We start from the raw sequence: 15,993 nt of genomic DNA, 5'->3' as shown, positions 1-15,993 counted from the left end.
CTGTTGATCAGCTGATGCTCTGGGGGATTCGTTGAATCATGGGGGTGGATGACGTATGGGCGATGCCGACGACGGCGAGATACTCGACATCAAGCTCGTTGACCTGCAGGCGACGGCACCGCAGTTCCTCACGCACAGCTCGGACCTGGCAACGGCCCTGGCCAAGCTCCAGGGCGGTCTGGCCGCGGCCGGCTCACCGTGGGGCGGCGACGACCAGGGCAAGCAGTTCGAGGACCAGTACGTACCGAACGTCACCAGCATGACGATGGCGGCCGAGATCCTGGCACTCGGCCTGGCCAGCATCCACGACGCCATGGCCGACATGGCCGACGGCCACATCGGCAACGAGGCCCTCATCCGCACGATGTTCAGCAGGAACGGACCGAAACCGGAACCTCCCCCGCACACCGCCGGAGGAGACCTGCAATGAGCGTCGCCGACGAGGCCAAGAAGATCGTCATGAAGCTGACCGGCATGTGGTGGCCGGACGCCGACGAGGGCGGCCTGCGGGACGCGGCCACCGCATGGCGGACCTTCGCCGACGACGTCGAGACGCTCACGGCCGCCGCGAACACCACGGCCCGCACCCTGATCGAGAACAACACCGGCAAGGCGATATCCGCCTTCGACGACCCGTTCTGGCGCCGCTACTACTACGGCAACCGCGGCTGGCTCCAGGACATGATCGACGGCGCCCGCGACCTGGCCACCGCCCTCGACCAGTACGCCGACAGCGTCCACAACGCGGTGAAGCAGCTGGAGCACGAGCTGGAGATCGTCGGCGGCACCATCGTCGCCGGCACCGCCCTCGCGTTCTTCACCTTCGGGATCTCCGAGGGTGCCGCAGCGGCGGCCACCGCCGAGGTCCTGGACCTGTCCGCCGCCCTGGGCGTGACCGTCACCGCCGACGTGGCCGCGATCATCGGCACCACCCTGGCCACCGCCGCCATCGCCGGAGTCGAATCGATCACCGTCGACCTCGCCGTCACCCAACCTATCGCCATGGCCACCGGCGAGAGCAGCGGCCTAAACCTCGACGAGGCGAGCGACGCCGCACTCTACGGAGCGGTCTTCGGCGGCGGCGTCGGCGCCGCCGGCAGCACGATCAAGACCATCGCCCAGAACGGCGGCCTCCAGGGCCTGCTCGACAGCCTCCACCTCCCGGACTTCCAACCGGGCCTGGCCCTCCCCAGCGGCCCGTCGGCCAGCCTCGACGACCTCGGCATGGTGATGCGAACCGGGGAGAACGGCGGCGCCGGACCTGGCAAGGGTCCCTGGCCCACGATCGACTCGGTGAAAGGGACCGCGAAAGGGAAAGCGTTGCAGCCGCCGCACCCACGGCACACGATTTCCGGCACGTCCAACGGCAGGGTCTATGAGAAGAACAGCGTGATCCTGCGCGGGTACGAGCAGCAGGTGAATCAGGACATCGCCGACATCGCAGCAGGGCGGGCAGTGTTCCGCGAGAAACTGGGCCGCTATGAAATCAACGGACGCACGTACGGGGTCGAACCGACGGGTAAGGTGTTCCCCGACAGTGGTCCAGGCATCGTCGAACTCGACCGGAACGAATACTTGGCGCTCAAGGCAATAACCAAGGCAAAGGGGAATGCCGAGTCCGTGCAGGCTTTTGTGAAGGATCCACGGTTCATCGAGAATCCGGAAGCCATCCAGAAAGCTCAGGCAGTTTATGACGGGACGTACTGATGACCTACAATCTGCTCGTCACCGAACCCCTGAGTGACGCTGCTGTCGCCGCCGCGCTTGCCGAGTGCTTCCGGGTCCCCCTCCACGATGTCGACGTGGCCGACGAGCACGCCGACCAGGATGCGCGGAACTGGGACGCGCTGGTGCTCTGCGGGATGGAAGGCGTACCGGGCGACGTACGGACGTCCCTGGACATCTACGCCCGGGACAGCGTGCAGCCGCAGCCGAGTGAACGGGAACTGGCCGCAGCGCTCGCGCGGCTGCTCGGCCACTCGGTCCTCTACCCGGCCGAGGAGGCTTTGCCGAGCGCCAGCTGGGTTGCAGCTGCCGACGGCACAGTCACCCGGGCACGGCTGCTGGACCCTGACGAGGACATGCCGGGCTTCAGGGTCGATGCCGTCGAGGCGCCCGTCGCCGACCTTCCGAACGCCCAGGTCATCCGGATCCCCGAGGTCGTGCGCGAACAGCGGAAGCCGACCCCGGTCAGCGACAGCCTCGCCACGTCTCTGGATGCCCTGGGGACGGGCAGAACCGACGAAACCGGCTCCCCCTACTGGACGGCCGTGGACTGCCTGGGGGCATGGGAACAGTTCATCAGGGCCATGGCCGACGACTGGGCCCCCGCGGGTTGGTACCCGGCGGACCTCTACCAGGAACTCCTCACCGTGCGGGACGAGTTGGAAGCCCTGGCGCAGCAGCTCCCGGATCAGGCCGCAGAATTGCTGGAGGCCGCTGTGGACCTGGTGGACCGGGAGTTCATCAAGCTGACCGTCCCCGATCCCGCCTGGTACCTGGACCTCAGGACCCAGGGACTGGACGTCCCCGACCCGCACGACGCGGCCTGGTGGTGGGACCGCCGCCCCGACCCCCTCCCCTGGTAGCCCCACGGCGCCACCCGACATGGCAGAGGCCCGTAGCCGTCGTGGAGGTGGACGGACAACGGCTTGCGCCCCGGTCAGCGGTGGGCTGCAGATCCATACAGGGCGAGACCACGAACGTTGTTGGCCCCCGCTGCGAGCAGCGGGGGCCAACAACGTCGTGCCCGGTGAGGCACTGGCGGAGGATACGAGATTCGAACTCGTGAGGGGTTGCCCCCAACACGCTTTCCAACTGTTCGTCCGGGCGTTCGACCGAGTCCGTCAGGGTCCTGGTCTGCGGCGCATAAGGTCGATAGCTGACGCTCGGACCGTGCTGAACGGGCACGAATGCAACTGGAACTGCAACTGCCGAACCGCGTTTGCGCAGGTAGGCGCGGAACCTGCGGGAACTGTAGGCCTTGTCGGCGATGACCCGATCGGGCCTGCAGCGGGGACGTCCCCAGGCTGATCCGTGGGACTCGGATGCGTTCGAGAAGGGGGCGTGCGCAGGGGCGGTCGTGGCGCTGGCCGGGTGCCAGCGGAATGGCAAGGGGCAGTCCGCGCCCGTCGCAGGCGAGGTGGATCTTGGTAGTCAGCCCTCACCTCGGGACCGGCCGAGGGCGTGATCGTCCGGTTCGTCCGCCCGATGCTGCCCCCTTTTCGGCCCGCGGCGGGAGCGTGCTGGTGCGCGCGGACAATGGTGGAGTCGATCTGCACCGGCCAGTCGATGTCGCCCGCCGCGACCGCGTGAGTCTGGACCTGCTGGAGAGCCCGGGTGAACACGCCGTCCAGGGCATAGCGTCGGAAGCGGGTGTACACCGTCTTCCACGGTCCATAGCGTCCCGGCAGGTATCGCCAGGGTCCGGAATGAGACGAGCTCGTCGGGAAGGTCCGGCCAGGGCGAGTTGGTGCGATACGTCCACTGGATGGCCTCAGAGTGCGACGCTGGTCGGCCCGTCGCCGCCCGCGGACCTGATCCGCCGGCATCAGCGGCTCGGTCCAGTCCCACATCGCCTCGGCGATCACTAATCGGACGGGCGCATCCGAGCAACTCACCAATCCATCAGAGAGACACGCGCTAGCCGATGGCCCCCCGTCCGCAACTACTATGGCGTCTCTGACACGCGGACGGAGAGCCTACATGCAGGATGACGCACTGGCCTTGGTGGACGCGACGCTGCCGAACGGCGCGGTGGTCAAGGTACACGCGGTCATGGAGGCGGGGGGCGGCGCGCAGGATGTCGGCTTCGCGGACGCGTTCCGCTTCGACGCCGTTCAGGACGCGCTCTCCGGGGTGGCGGACATGGTGCGGGAGGCCGTCCGCAACGCGACACCCGACACAGTCGAGGTGGAGTTTGGGCTCTCACTCACGGTGGAGGGCGGCAAGCTGCTCGGCTTGATCACGAAGGCCGGAGGGACCGCGGCGTTCACGGTGCGCCTCGGCTGGCAGGCTCCGGCCGAGTAACGGCTGGTGGGGCTGAATAATGACCGTGAGAGAAGGCAACCCGCGGCGCTGCTCAGCTTCGCGGCCGACGACCACCCCTGGGTCTCGTGCCAGGACGCCGAGCCCGTGCTGTATCCGGAACCCGATCGGCTGTACACGGCCGGATGGACGGATACCTTCGAGCGCAGAGGACGGCCGCGTCTCATTCCCGCGTCGCTGCGGTACGAGGGCGGCTTCCTGGACACCGACTGGGCAGACGGCGAGGATGACGGATACGACATCGGGGAAGACGCCTGGCGTCTACAGCTACGGGACGGCCGCATCTCCGGCGGGATGAGCGGAGCCCCCGTACTGAACGAGCGCACTGGACGAGTGTGCGCCATGCTCACCCGCACCCGTGACGCGCAGTCCGATCTTGGCGGCTGGGCTGTTCCCGTCGGGCGCGCCCTCGATGCCTTCGTCGGACACATATGGCCCGCGAATGAGCCTGCGGGAGTCCAGCACGAGCGGTGGTTTGCCGTTCGGCAGGATGCCCTGTATGCCCAGACCGGAGCGGAGTTCAGGTCCGCGTATCGATCGCTCACGACCTCGCGTGATATTCGTCCCAGCGTGCTGCTGCGGCCCGAATACGGAGTCGTGCCCTTCTTAGGGCGGAAGTCCGAACTCGATGAGCTGATGGCATGGTGCACGTCGGGGGAACAGGCGGCGGTCCGGTTGCTGGCCGGCCAGGCCGGGGCAGGCAAGACACGCCTGGCGGCCGAGCTGTGCGACGCCATGGCGCGGCAGGGCTGGACCGCAGGGTTTCTGTCGGGTGACGGCAGCCCGAAGGTCCTGGACCGGCTGAGAGAACGAGGTGATCCGGTACTGGCCGTGCTGGATTACGGCGACACTCATACCGGCCTGCATGAGTTGCTGAGCCGACTGGACGCACCCGAAGGGACAGCGCCTCCCACCCGTTTGCTGGTTCTCGCACGCAACCGTAAGACGTGGTCACGTCGGATCCGGGAGGCGGCCAGTCACATCCCGGTGGTGCAGGCCGACCTCGCCCCGCTCGTCGTGACCCGGGAAGCCCGCCGCGACGCCCACGCCGCTGCCGCTGCCGCCTTCGCCGCCCGGCTCGGTGCCGCTGCCTCTGTGTCCGCGGGGCGAATACCGCAGATGGGGACGCAGCCCATCCTCGTGCTGCACATGTCGGCCCTGCTGCAGGTACTGGACAACGGCAGCGCGGTCCGCCACGGCGTCGGGGACGGAGACACGCGCCGGGGCATCGTGCGGAGTGTGCTCGACCGTGAGTGCTCCTACTGGAGCCGCAGTTCGGCGGCAGCCGGTCTGTCCATCGACGACGAACTACTCAGACGCGTGGTGACGTCGGTGGCCCTGTTCGGGGCTCAGAAAGAGGTCCACACCGCCCAGTTACTTAGGGCCATCCCGGATCTCGCCGATGCGCCCGCGGAGCGGTTACATGCAATGGCGCGCTGGGCGTTGAGCTTCTTCCCCACGGCGGACACGACAGGGGTTGCGCACGACACAGAGATCCTCCAACCCGACCTGCTGCTCGAACAGTTGGTGTCCGACACACTCATCGACTGCCCCACGATGCTCAAATCGCTGGCCACCGTGCAGCCAGAATCGGCAGAGCGGGCGTGGCTCATCCTGGATCGTGCCTGCACCAGCGACGCACGATTGATCGTCTTCATCGAACAGGTTCTGCGCAGCGCACCCGTGGGCCTGCTGCGCTCGCTGGTTTCCGTCTCCGAGCGTTCCGAGGGGCCTCTGCAGGATGTGTTCCTGAAGGTCGTGGCGGGGATGGGTGAAGGCGACGCTCCCGACCGTGCAGCGATATTGGAACTGGCGGAGGCCATCCCCGTGCACAGCGTGGTACTGCAAGACGCCGGGATCACGTTGTGGCGGAAGGCGATCGACTCTGCCAGGGAGAGCGACGGTTCGTCCGTCGCCGACCTCCTGAACCAGTTGGCGGTTCGGTTGTCCACGATCGGCCGCCGCTCCGAGGCCGCCGACACAAGCATCGAGGCGCTCTCCACCGTACGCGAAAATGCCATGGCGGGAGGCCCGCCGCCGACGCGCCTGCTGGCAGAGCAGCTCCTGCAGACTGCCGAACGACTAAGGGACGGTGCACGGGAGTGGGAATCGGTCGGCATCCTTGATGAAGTGAGGGAGATCGTCGAGGCCGACTCCGACGAGGATCCTGCGTGGCGCATCGAGATGCTTGCCGACACGTTTCCTAAGCTGTCGAAGTTGAGCGCCGTCCTGGGCAGGGGCGAAGATGCCAAGAGGTATGCCGTCGCTCAGTTGGCCCTGCTACGAAGGCTGGAAGAGATCGACGATCCCCGGACACGGGCTCATGCCGCTCAGAAGATGCAGGAGTCGTTCACTGTATTACGTCCGTACGTCGATGGTAACCAACTGATCACAGCCCTCCAAACCCTTCACCAAACACGCATGGAAGCCACCGCCACCGGAGAACGCCCCGAAGCCGAGAGGATCCGGGTCTTGCGGGCTTTCTCGTTCAACCTCATGAGGCTGGGCAGGGGAACACAGGCGATGGACGCGCTACGGGACGCGGAGTCTCTAAGCCGCTCATTGCTTGACATCGATCTCCCGAGCTACGGGCTAGAGTTGAGCACGACGCTGGCCGCAAAAATAAACCTCGGCCACGAGATGAATCGGGAACAGATCGTCGACACACAGAAGGAGATTGTTCGTCTGCGCCAAAGAATCGCAGAACTGGACCCGACGTCCGAGAACGAAGCGGCATACGCCAGGGCGCTCACGGTGCTCGGATCCCGTCTGAGCTCGGCAGGTTACGCCTTCGGAGCTGTCAATCCGACCGAGGAAGGGGTGGCAATCCTCAGAGGGCTGGCGGAGAAGGAGCAAGGAACTCGGTGGCGTCAAGTGGCGAGTGCTCTGGCCACGCTGGCCTCGAGGCTGGCCTCGGCGGGGCTCCGGCAGAGAGCCCAAATCGCCCAAGCCGAAAGCCTCTCCATTGTCCAGCGTCTCGCCGCATCGGACTTCCGCCGCTACGGTCAGGTCCTCGCGGGCGCGTATATCAACGCGGCGCGCCTCTATTCCATGGCTGGGGCCAAGCGCAAGGTCAAGGAAGCGGCCTGTCAAGCCGTGAACACCGCGCGGCGGCTTCGTGGGCAGTCCGGCACGGAGGCGGACAGCGACTTGTCGGGAACACTGGCGGGTGCCGGCCTTGCCCTGGCCGCCGCAGGCTTGTACTCCGATGCGCTCCCAATGCTGGCGGAGTGCGTCGAATTGCGCAGAACAGCGGATTCCGCACATGCGCCTGACGTCCGCGCGGCCGAACTACTGCGGGGGCTAGGCTACCTTGCCGACACCTACGCGGCGATGGAGAACTGGGACAGCGCGGTGCCGCTGGCGGATGAAGCGTTCACTCTGAGTGTTCGTGCGCTGCTTGAGTTCCCCGAAGACCGAAGCACCGACACGAGACGCAGATCCGACACGGAGCAGTTCTACGCCTCCCTCATACGGCTGCACGGCCTTCTCCGGGAACGGCGAAGATTCACTTCCGCGTATCGCATCTCCACACAGGGACTTGAGATTCTTGATCGGCTCGCAGAGAGAGGCAACGGCACCGCGAATCGACTACGAACCCGCCGACTTCCGCCGTACGAGCCAGTTCGTGGCCTGCGCAACCCGAGTCAAGTTGGCTAGCGGACTCGTGCACGAGCTCGTTGGATCCCGGCCATACGCCGCCGCCCGCGCTAGGGTCCGTTTTCAAAGATCATCGGATGGTGGATCATAGTGGCGTGATACGTCGCCATGAACTCACCTTTCGCGAGTGCGAGTTGCTCGCTCCGCTGCTACCGCGGACCGTGTCAGGGCGTCCGCGTGTGGAGGATCGGCGGGTCATCAACGGGATGGTCTACAAGATCCGGACTGGAGTCTCCTGGCGGAACCGCTACGGACCGTGGAAGTCGGTGTCACCCGCTTCCGACGCTATGCCGTGGACGGCGTGTTCACCCGGGCTCTCCAGCAAGTCCAGGCTCACGCGGAAGCGGCCGGCGACATCGACTGGCTGGTGCAAATCGGCTCCACCATTGTCCGCGCGCACCAGCACTCTGCCGCCACGGGTGAAAAGGGGGCAGCATCGGGCGGACGAACCGGACGATCACGCCCTCGGCCGGTCCCGAGAAGGGCTGACTACCAAGATCCACCTCGCCTGCGACGGGCGCGGACTGCCCCTTGCCATTCTGCTCACACCCGGCCAGCGCCACGACCGCCCCTGCGCACGCCCCCTCCTCGAACGCATCCGAGTCCCACGCATCAGCCTCGGACGTCCCCGCTGCAGGCCCGATCAGGTCATCGCCGACAAGGCCTACAGTTCTCGCGGGTTCAGCGCCTATCTGAGCCAACGCGGCATCGCGTGCACCATCCCGGATAAGAACGACCAGCAGCGGCATCGCCACAACCGTGGCCGTCACGGTGGCCGGCCACCGGCATTCGACCGGCAGATCTACCGCCAGCGCAACGTCGTCGAACGCTGCTTCAACCGACTCAAAGGCTTCCGCGGAATCGCCACCAGATACGACAAGACCGCCACCTCATACGAAGCAGCGATCAATCTCGCGTCACTCCTTCTCTGGGCAAGATCCGTTTGAAGATGGACCCTAGCGCTGCGACCGCGGGTTCGCCGGGTTGGTGGTTGTGGCGGTTGCGGGATGCCATGGCTGTCGGTGAGAACGTAGCGCTTGCCGTCCGGCCCCGCACGGTCGACCAAGGTGTGCCCCGGTTTTGGGCCGCGCTGAACGTCGCGCACGTGGGAGGAGCCGATCACCACTCACGCCCGGTCGACCTACTTCGCCACCGACAGTTTCTTCAACATCCCCAGGTGCAGTTCGTCCCACACGCCGGCGTCGTTCCACATAGCCGGACGACGGCAGCACGTCATCCCTGACCTGAATCCCAGTTCCTGCGGTAGTACCCCACTGGGTGCCCATGTAACGGCTGGACGAGCCAACATAATCCATCCGTCACAATTCGTCTCCGAGACGTGTCGTTTCCCCATGACCAAGCCAAAGACCACACAAGTCACAACTAGCTCAAGAGGGTTCCATGCGTATCGCCGCGATGATGCAATACTACTTCGACGCCCAGCTACCGCGTGATCCGAGCTGGGCGTCGTGGGGAGGGCTCAACCTGCAAGCTCCTGCGTTCAGCGCAGAGGTCAGCCCATGGAATCCGTCCACGCAGCCCCTTTTCCCTAACGATATCGACAACTCTCTCGCCGGTACGTCGCTGTCCATTGTCCCGCTGGGGATGCACCGTGGCGCGATCTCCAGGACGATCGCCGACACGGTGATTGACCGCATCCAAGTGGTCCTCCGGTGGGAACAGGACCTTGCCCCCAGCGACACGCCAAGTATCGACTTCGATCTCACACAAGAACGAGGCGTCAACGCGGCCAACGTCCTGGTAGAACACCTGCGCAGTGCTGGCCGGGCTGCTTGGATGCCCCGGGTGAGAAGGGCTTGGCGGCCTGAGGACGGCCGTTTCTACCTTCTGTCGCCGTGGACCGTGACTGTCCTCGATGCTGACACGCAAACCGGGTTACCGGTCTTCGCCGGGGCTAACGCCCAGTTGTCGTCTGGGGCCGTACGCAGTCCGGGCACCGGGTCGATCCCGGTCAGCGGACTGGAGGCATCTCTACAAGGCGGGACCGAGCCACCACTTCACAACGTTCTGCTCGTTGACGCCGAGACCGCTGTTCAGTCTCTCGCCCTGCGCGAGGCGATCCTTGCCATGGCCTCCGCTAGCGAGACCGCGGCGCATACCTACATCGCCACCCACGTCGGGGACAGAACCAAGCGCTACGAGCAGGGTCTGGCCTCGGTTGGCGGAAGCTTCGCTGAGAAGTACTACGAGCGTGCACCGACCGATTTGTCTTCCCGGTCGCTGCGCAGCGACGATCCGTCCGCGTTCTCCATGCTCGAGGAGATGTATCGGGAGCGAAACGCGCTGATGCACAGTGGCCGAACAACGGTTCGTCTGGCGACCTTGGACTCCCGTGAGCGTCAACGGACGGTCTACGGGTTCCTTGGTGCTGCTGGCCGCGCGGTCGACTGGATCAGTGCACTCTGACACGCGGCCGGACGCCGAACGATGAGCTCGCCGTCGCTCGGATCCGTCCCTCATGGCCAGCCGTGACAAGTACCTGAGGGCTGTCCCGTAGATGATTTACATCATGCCCGCTAGCCTGCTCGGTTCTCGATCACCCGGCGAGGGCGAGGTTGTGCAGGCATGCAATGCCGAGCACGGCGGGGCGGACGCTCTCGCCTTTGAGACGGCAGTCGCGCAGGATCCTCCAGTTCTTCATGCGGGCGAACGCGACGCGTGTTCGACTGGATGAATCCGACGCCGTGATCACACCAGCCGCGACAAGATCACCTCAACCGTGAGCAGCAGTTGCGGGACCCCCTGCAGACACGGGCAAATAAGCGCAGCCCGATACAGCAGATAGAACGACAACAAACTCCGCTGCCTGCTGGGAGCTGCGGGAAACACGAAGGCGCCAGGAGCACCCCTCATCTGAGCTTCGCGGCCCACTGCACCGCGGTGGGAAAGCCAATAGGATTAATCGGCAGAACAGTCTACGATCGTTGGCCATGGCGGTATACATGAGTTGGGATCGTACGGATGCGTCGCCGAAGCGAGCCGCGGAGACGGACGCCGAGTTCTTCGGGAGGATCGCCGGTCCTTTCTGGGACCAGGTTCGGGATGTGATCAACGAGTGGTGGTCGCACCTCCCGGACCATGCTCAGCCCGGCGTGCGTAGCCGGCTGTTGGACCGGAACTCCGACACGAATGTCTACTCCGCGCTGTGGGAGCTGTACCTGCACGAGATGCTGCTCGGTTCCGGATGCACTGTGGAGATCGAGCCCGGCATAGGCACCCGTGGCAAGAACCCTGACTTCCTGGTCACCCGCGACGGCGAGCAGTTTGTCGTCGAGGCGATCTGGACGGCCCAGCGCCTGAGTGGCTCCGCGTCCAACCCGCTCCCGCCTCAGCTGGCCGACGCCATCGATCGCCTGCCGAGCCCTAACTTCTTTCTGTCCTATGAGCTTGACAGGGTCGGGCTGGCAACGCCGCCGCAGAAGCGGCTGAAGTCCGAGCTGACGCGGTGGCTCGCAAGCCTGGATCCCGACCAAGTCATTGCCGAACACGAGCGCAAGGTTCCACTGCCGAAACACACCTGGCAGGACGGCGACTGGAGCGTCACGTTCCAGGCCTTCCCCCGCGATCCCGGCGCGCGAGGTAACCCAACAAGCAGGACGATCGGCATCCATCCCGTGTCAGACGGGCTCGACGACCAGCCGGAGCGGGTGCTTGACGCGGTCAGAAGGAAGGGTGGGAAGTACGGCGACCTGGCGCTGCCATTCATCGTGGCAGTTGGCCATGCGGCCTTCTTCCCTGAAGATGAGGACACCGAGACGGCACTGTACGGAACCTCCGTCGAGTATGCCCACGGTCGCACACCAACCTTCGGCCGAAAGCGCGACGGCTACTGGACCGCAACCTCCGCCCACGGCCACGGCCGGGTCAGCGGCGTACTCACCGTCCACAACCCAGCGCCCTGGACTTGGACGAAGAAAACACCTGTCCTCTGGCAAAGCCCAGACCCCAGCTCGCGTCCAGCCCCCATCCTTCCTAGCTGGGCAACCGCACAGCTGGTCGACGTCCAAGTCGTACGCCAGCCAGCGACGTGCTCCGCCAATGCTGTCCTCGGTCTGCCAGAGCTTTGGCCGGTCGGCGAGGCCTTTCCCCGACATCATCCGAGCAACGCCGACTGACTGCACCCACGAGCTGGCCGAAGATGTCGAAGACGACACGACTTCGTCGGCGTAGGCCACCAACCCGACAAAGACATCCCCCGCTCAATCCATCGCCGCCGCACGTCTTCGCGGCGAGGAGGTGCCATGCGCGCGGGCGAGGGCGTACAGCACACCGGAGATCGCGACGAGTTGCCGATCAATGGTGCCGAACCGCTCGGCGAGCGGGTGACCGGCCCATGCGACGGCGACGTCAGCACTGGTGCCCCGTAACCGGTGCCTGCTGCGCGTGTGTAGCCGCTAGCTGTTCCCCATGGCGAGCGAGGGTGCCAACGGTGAGGAACGCTGCCGCCTCCAGGCCGCGCAGACGTTGGTTGTACGCCGTCGGAGTCGTCAGGACGAGCGGGCCTCCACTTGTTGATACAGCGGCGCTGCCGCGCGCTTGCGCTCCAACACGACGATCGGGCAATTGAGTGCCGCGGCGATCTTGATCAGGTTGGCCGGGGTGGCGCTGCGCCAGCCGGATTCGATCTCGCCCATCAACTGCTCGCTGATGCCGACCATGTCGGCGAGTGCCCGCTTGGTCAGGCCGGCCTTCTCGCGTGCCCAGGTGACTGCCTCGGGTTCCTGGTGGAGCCTGCTCGGCCGGGTTCGGCGGCGGGCGGGCATCTCAGCGCCCCTCGGGGTGATCGGTGTGACGGACATAGTGGGGCGGCGATGAGGGGCGTGCGGTGGACTCTGCCTGGGTCAGCCCTGGCGGCAGGACGGATGTGGTGAGCGGTTGCTCCGGATGGTGGGCGGACCAGTCCTCACGGGCGGCGATGAGTGCGGGCAGGACTTCGTCGTGGAGTAAGTCGGCCTGGGCGCGCAGCTTCGACGCGGTGTCGGCGAGTTCCTGCGGGTTCAGGCCGAGGATCCAGTGGTTGGGACTGACTTGGATGTTCACGACGGGTACGCGCAGGCGTATCTCGGTGTCGTAGGGGTTGCAGTCGATGCTTCCCGCGAAGACCGCGTCCTCCTCCGCGTCGTCCCTGCTGTTCGTCGCGGTGAGGGGCATCATCGGGCCCTCGAAGAAGTTCCGGTGGTTGATGCCGCCGAGCCGAAGCGGCAACCGGTCGAGCGGCACGCCGGCCTCGCTGGGGTCGTCCTCCGCCCAGTCGGGCAGATAGCCGGACGTCGCGAAACCGGACGTCGTGGTGATCGTCCACGAACCCGGTGTGCTCCACGGCTTCGGCTGCTCGGTTGCGTCCGCAGGCTGCGGAGCCTGGGCAGCTTGCTCCTCGTTGATCGCGGTCTCCTTGAGGGGAAGGTGTGCGCTGGCGGGTGCGGCTCCGTAACCTCGCCTTGCAGGCAGAAGATCCCGCTCCGCGTTCGACTCCTTCGCCGTCTCTTGCGGTGCTGGACGGTGGAAGGCCTGCGGGCAGCGATACGTGGCCGCTTGCTGAATGCGGGGGTCAGCTGGTGTGGGCGTCGGCGGAGATCGGGCGGCGTCGGGGGCCGGTGAGCCGGGCGGTGACGGCTCGCGCAACTCGGCCGGGACGAAGGAGGAACTGGCGGCAGCTCAGCGGCTGTTCGGGGATCGCGATCGTGGCCCAGACGCGTTTGCCGCGCCTGGTGTGCTCGGCTCCGCTGGCCAGGGCCAGTTGCTGGATCAGCCACATGCCCCGCCCGTCCTCCGCATCATCCGTGGGCGCGAGCATGCGCGGGAGGACCGCGGAATCGTCGCGGACCTCGACGACGATCCGTCGTGCGGCCGAGCTGGCCCTCAGCCGGATGGTGAACTCCCGCCCGCCGCTGTGCTGCAGGGCATTGGTCACCATCTCCGATACGACCGTCTTCAGCGCGATCGTGCTGTCCTCGTCCAGGCTCAGCCCCCAGCCGGTGGTCAGTTCATCGACGCGTCGGCGGGCGGCCGGGACCGATGCGGGGTCGCTGTTCATGGAGAAGCGGGTGTTGTAGGCGCGCATGACGGATGGCCCTTCGACCGAGGTGTGGCCGTATCGGAGGAGTGGGAGTGGCGCGCGAGGGGCACTATGGGAAGTCGTCCGATCGCGTGCTGTAGTGGTGGTTCGAGCCCTCAGTCAACCCTCGGCCGTCGATGATGGCGGGTGCCGGCAGGGGGTGCGTTTCCCGTCGGGGGGCCGCTTTGCGGGGCCAGGATCGGTCGCGGGACTTTGAGACACTGGAGAGGCGGGCATGATGGCACCAGATGGCATCGGCGCCATGCTGCGGGCGGCGCGTGAGTCGGCCGGACGCACCCGCGAGGAACAAGCGCTCGTCCTGCAAGACGCGCAGGACGGGCGGTGGTTCGATCCGGAGAACCTGAGAAGGTGTCCTCTTTCCGCATCTGATGTGTGGGTTTCCGCAGGTCAGGGGTGATGTCTGTGGGGCTGGGGCAGGCTGGTCGTGTCGTGTTCTCCTGGCGGGTGTGGAGGTCGTGGATGCCATCGATGCGGGCAGTGCTGGAAGGTCGTGAGAAGGCCGCCCTGGTGCGGGTTGAGGAGCTCCGGGCCGACCTCGTGCGGGCGGAGGAGGTGCTGCGGCGTCGGGCGATCGGCCTGGAGGAGTATCTCGAGGCGCTGGCCGGGACTTGTGATGCGGTGCCTGTCGTTGCGGAGCACGGCGGGCCGGCTGCGGCCGGGGGGGCGGTGTCGCGTGCTGGGCGTGAGCCGCGCAGGTTGGTGGCCCGCAGGGACAGCGGGGTGTCGGTTCAGGTTCTGGGGCAGGACTACCGGCGGATCATGGAGGCCTTCGACGGCCCGGGTGGGCCGGGGCTGACGGCGAAGCAGGCGGCGGTGCATCTGGGCTGGGACACGGGCCTGGCCTCGCGGGTCGAGGGCGTGCGGGGCAGGATGAAGCGGCTGGTGGAACGGGGCTGGCTGTGTGAGGACCGGCCGGGTGTGTTCACGCTGCCGTCGCCGTCGCCGTCTGGGCTGGGTGCTGCTGCCGGATAGTGGTGGTGCGGCGGGCCAGGCGGCGGCTCATGAGCATGGTCATGGACCACAGGATCACGGCCTGGGCGCTGGTGGTGTGGGTCTCGTAGTCGCGGGTCAGGCGGCGGGAGCGCATCAGCCAGGCGTTGGTTCGTTCCACGACCCATCTGCGGGGCAGGACATGGAAACCGTGCAGGTTGTCGGTGCGTTTGACGATCTCCAGGGTGAGGCCGAGCGTGTTGGCGGCCCAGTCGACGAGGTGACCGGTGTAGCCACTGTCGGCCCAGACCAGCCGTAGGGTCCGGAAGCGGTTGCGCAGTGCGGGCAGTATCGCTGTGGCGGCGTCCCGGTCGGTGGTGGACGCCGGGGTGACAGCCGCGGCCAGCAGCAGCCCGAGGCAGTCCACGACAAGGTGCCGCTTGCGGCCGTTGATCTTCTTGCCGCCGTCGAAGCCGCGCGAGTCGTTCTTGACGGTGGCGTCGGCCTTGACCGACTGCGAGTCGATCACGGCCGCGGTCGGTTCGGTGTTGCGGCCCTCCGACGCGCGCACCTGCTCGCGCAACCGGTCGTGGAGTTCACCGATCAGCTGGTTGTCACGCCAGCGGCAGAAGAACGCGTAGACGCGTTTCCAGGGTGGGAAGTCCGCGGGCAGGTTCCGCCACTTCACACCGTTGTCGACCAGGTAGCGGATCGCATCGAGCATCTGGCGGTGGCAATAGCCTTCCGGACGGCCGCCGCGCCCGTCCATCCACGCCGGCACCGGCAGCACGGCCCGGACCACCGCCCACTCCGCGTCCGTCATGTCGCTGCCGTAGCGGAGCCGGCGGCCGGGATGGTCGGCCGCGTTCCCGAACCGGTGCGCGAGACAGTCACACTCCCGGGCCGGCCAACTGGACTGCGCGGATCCGACCACGTACAACTGCGACACGGGGCCTCCTGTGGTGCCAACGGATTCGACACCCGCGTACTACCAGGAGGCCCTTCTTTCATGCGCGGAAGACGATCAACTCACCCGATCCATCACGCCGTTCCGAACACCAGCACCAACCCACACGGTAAGAGGACGCCTTCTGAAGCGCTGGGAGACCGAGCGCCGCTTACCGATTCCCGCTTGGCACGCGCTTCTTGCCGAGGTCTACGGGACGCCGGTCGAGGAGGTCGCCAAGGCCGTGAGACTCAGCAGGCAGCGGCGCAGGCTCCAACGTCTCCCCGGGTCCGGCATCGCAGAAGGAGAGGAG

General features: G+C 66.5%; 14 protein-coding genes and 2 pseudogenes. 9 read left to right on the top strand and 7 right to left on the bottom strand.

The features are described from left to right. The first annotated feature begins 55 nt into the window (after window positions 1-55). From OG702_RS19325 to OG702_RS19315, 3 genes are read left to right on the top strand one after another with little or no spacing between them, the layout of a single operon-like run. On the top strand, window positions 56-430 hold the full coding sequence (locus OG702_RS19325; RefSeq protein ID WP_327290140.1) for a WXG100 family type VII secretion target: 375 nt from the start codon (window positions 56-58) through the stop codon (window positions 428-430). Further along, window positions 427-1,707: a WXG100-like domain-containing protein gene (locus tag OG702_RS19320; RefSeq protein WP_327290139.1), complete on the top strand. Its 1,281-nt coding sequence runs from the start codon at window positions 427-429 to the stop codon at window positions 1,705-1,707. Before OG702_RS19325 ends, OG702_RS19320 begins: the two co-directional genes overlap by 4 nt. Beyond that, window positions 1,707-2,588: a hypothetical protein gene (locus OG702_RS19315; protein WP_327290138.1), complete on the top strand. Its 882-nt coding sequence runs from the start codon at window positions 1,707-1,709 to the stop codon at window positions 2,586-2,588. The genes OG702_RS19320 and OG702_RS19315 overlap by 1 nt, the downstream gene beginning before the upstream one ends. A gap of 74 nt (window positions 2,589-2,662) precedes the next feature. Here the strand turns inward: OG702_RS19315 and OG702_RS35530 are convergent, their stop codons facing one another. Next, a complete protein-coding gene (locus tag OG702_RS35530) occupies window positions 2,663-3,148 on the bottom strand; it encodes a hypothetical protein (RefSeq protein ID WP_442814722.1) in 486 nt (161 codons plus the stop codon). 199 nt (window positions 3,149-3,347) lie between these two features. Further along, window positions 3,348-3,551, bottom strand: a pseudogene (locus tag OG702_RS35525) (transposase); the annotation flags it as partial. A gap of 154 nt (window positions 3,552-3,705) precedes the next feature. On the opposite strand from OG702_RS35525, the gene OG702_RS19310 reads away from it, so the two are divergent. The 4 genes from OG702_RS19310 (at window position 3,706) to OG702_RS19290 (ending at window position 10,134) form a co-directional block, all read left to right on the top strand. Then, the gene (locus OG702_RS19310) at window positions 3,706-4,029 is read left to right on the top strand and encodes a CU044_2847 family protein (protein ID WP_327290137.1); all 324 of its coding nucleotides are present in this window, start codon (window positions 3,706-3,708) and stop codon (window positions 4,027-4,029) included. Window positions 4,030-4,035: 6 nt separating this feature from the next. Next, entirely contained in the window at window positions 4,036-7,707 is a 3,672-nt protein-coding gene (locus OG702_RS19305; RefSeq protein ID WP_327290136.1) for a hypothetical protein, read from the top strand. 77 nt (window positions 7,708-7,784) lie between these two features. Continuing rightward, complete coding sequence (locus OG702_RS19300) at window positions 7,785-8,654, top strand: IS5 family transposase (RefSeq protein WP_327290135.1); 870 nt, start codon at window positions 7,785-7,787, stop codon at window positions 8,652-8,654. A 454-nt stretch (window positions 8,655-9,108) separates the two neighbouring features. Next, entirely contained in the window at window positions 9,109-10,134 is a 1,026-nt protein-coding gene (locus OG702_RS19290; protein WP_327290134.1) for a hypothetical protein, read from the top strand. Window positions 10,135-10,264: 130 nt separating this feature from the next. Here OG702_RS19290 and OG702_RS19285 read toward each other — a convergent pair. Beyond that, window positions 10,265-10,384, bottom strand: a pseudogene (locus OG702_RS19285) (IS5/IS1182 family transposase); the annotation flags it as partial. 274 nt (window positions 10,385-10,658) lie between these two features. Here OG702_RS19285 and OG702_RS19280 point away from each other — a divergent pair. Beyond that, window positions 10,659-11,843, top strand: a complete 1,185-nt coding sequence (locus tag OG702_RS19280; RefSeq protein WP_327290133.1) for a hypothetical protein — start codon at window positions 10,659-10,661, stop codon at window positions 11,841-11,843. 372 nt (window positions 11,844-12,215) lie between these two features. On the opposite strand, the gene OG702_RS19275 is transcribed toward OG702_RS19280, so the two are convergent. From OG702_RS19275 to OG702_RS19265, 3 genes are read right to left on the bottom strand one after another with little or no spacing between them, the layout of a single operon-like run. Beyond that, window positions 12,216-12,491 carry a helix-turn-helix transcriptional regulator gene (locus tag OG702_RS19275; RefSeq protein ID WP_327290132.1) on the bottom strand — a complete coding sequence of 92 codons (276 nt, stop codon included), beginning with the start codon at window positions 12,489-12,491 and terminating at the stop codon, window positions 12,216-12,218. Window position 12,492: 1 nt separating this feature from the next. Beyond that, complete coding sequence (locus OG702_RS35520) at window positions 12,493-13,350, bottom strand: DUF6907 domain-containing protein (RefSeq protein WP_442814471.1); 858 nt, start codon at window positions 13,348-13,350, stop codon at window positions 12,493-12,495. Beyond that, complete coding sequence (locus OG702_RS19265) at window positions 13,277-13,789, bottom strand: ATP-binding protein (protein ID WP_327290130.1); 513 nt, start codon at window positions 13,787-13,789, stop codon at window positions 13,277-13,279. Before OG702_RS19265 ends, OG702_RS35520 begins: the two co-directional genes overlap by 74 nt. A 483-nt stretch (window positions 13,790-14,272) precedes the next feature. Between OG702_RS19265 and OG702_RS19260 the strand changes: the two genes are divergently transcribed. Next, window positions 14,273-14,776 (top strand): hypothetical protein, encoded by a 504-nt coding sequence (locus OG702_RS19260; RefSeq protein ID WP_327286751.1) that lies wholly within the window; start codon window positions 14,273-14,275, stop codon window positions 14,774-14,776. Here OG702_RS19260 and OG702_RS19255 read toward each other — a convergent pair. Then, entirely contained in the window at window positions 14,727-15,683 is a 957-nt protein-coding gene (locus OG702_RS19255) for an IS5 family transposase (protein WP_442814260.1), read from the bottom strand. The two genes, OG702_RS19260 and OG702_RS19255, sit on opposite strands and share 50 nt — an antisense overlap. Window positions 15,684-15,993: the final 310 nt, after the last annotated feature.

It is taken from the genome of Streptomyces sp. NBC_01198, from assembly GCF_036010485.1.
Classification (GTDB): Bacteria; Actinomycetota; Actinomycetes; order Streptomycetales; family Streptomycetaceae; genus Actinacidiphila.
This window is presented reverse-complemented; position numbering and strand designations above follow the sequence as displayed.

Coding starts and splice junctions, on each gene's coding strand:
- OG702_RS19280 (WP_327290133.1), top strand. CDS start 10,659: ATGGCGGTATACATGAGTTGGGATCGTACGGATGCGTCGCCGAAGCGA.
- OG702_RS19265 (WP_327290130.1), bottom strand. CDS start 13,789: ATGCGCGCCTACAACACCCGCTTCTCCATGAACAGCGACCCCGCATCG.
- OG702_RS19260 (WP_327286751.1), top strand. CDS start 14,273: ATGCGGGCAGTGCTGGAAGGTCGTGAGAAGGCCGCCCTGGTGCGGGTT.
- OG702_RS19325 (WP_327290140.1), top strand. CDS start 56: ATGGGCGATGCCGACGACGGCGAGATACTCGACATCAAGCTCGTTGAC.
- OG702_RS19315 (WP_327290138.1), top strand. CDS start 1,707: ATGACCTACAATCTGCTCGTCACCGAACCCCTGAGTGACGCTGCTGTC.
- OG702_RS19275 (WP_327290132.1), bottom strand. CDS start 12,491: ATGCCCGCCCGCCGCCGAACCCGGCCGAGCAGGCTCCACCAGGAACCC.
- OG702_RS19310 (WP_327290137.1), top strand. CDS start 3,706: ATGCAGGATGACGCACTGGCCTTGGTGGACGCGACGCTGCCGAACGGC.
- OG702_RS19290 (WP_327290134.1), top strand. CDS start 9,109: ATGCGTATCGCCGCGATGATGCAATACTACTTCGACGCCCAGCTACCG.
- OG702_RS19300 (WP_327290135.1), top strand. CDS start 7,785: ATGGTGGATCATAGTGGCGTGATACGTCGCCATGAACTCACCTTTCGC.
- OG702_RS19320 (WP_327290139.1), top strand. CDS start 427: ATGAGCGTCGCCGACGAGGCCAAGAAGATCGTCATGAAGCTGACCGGC.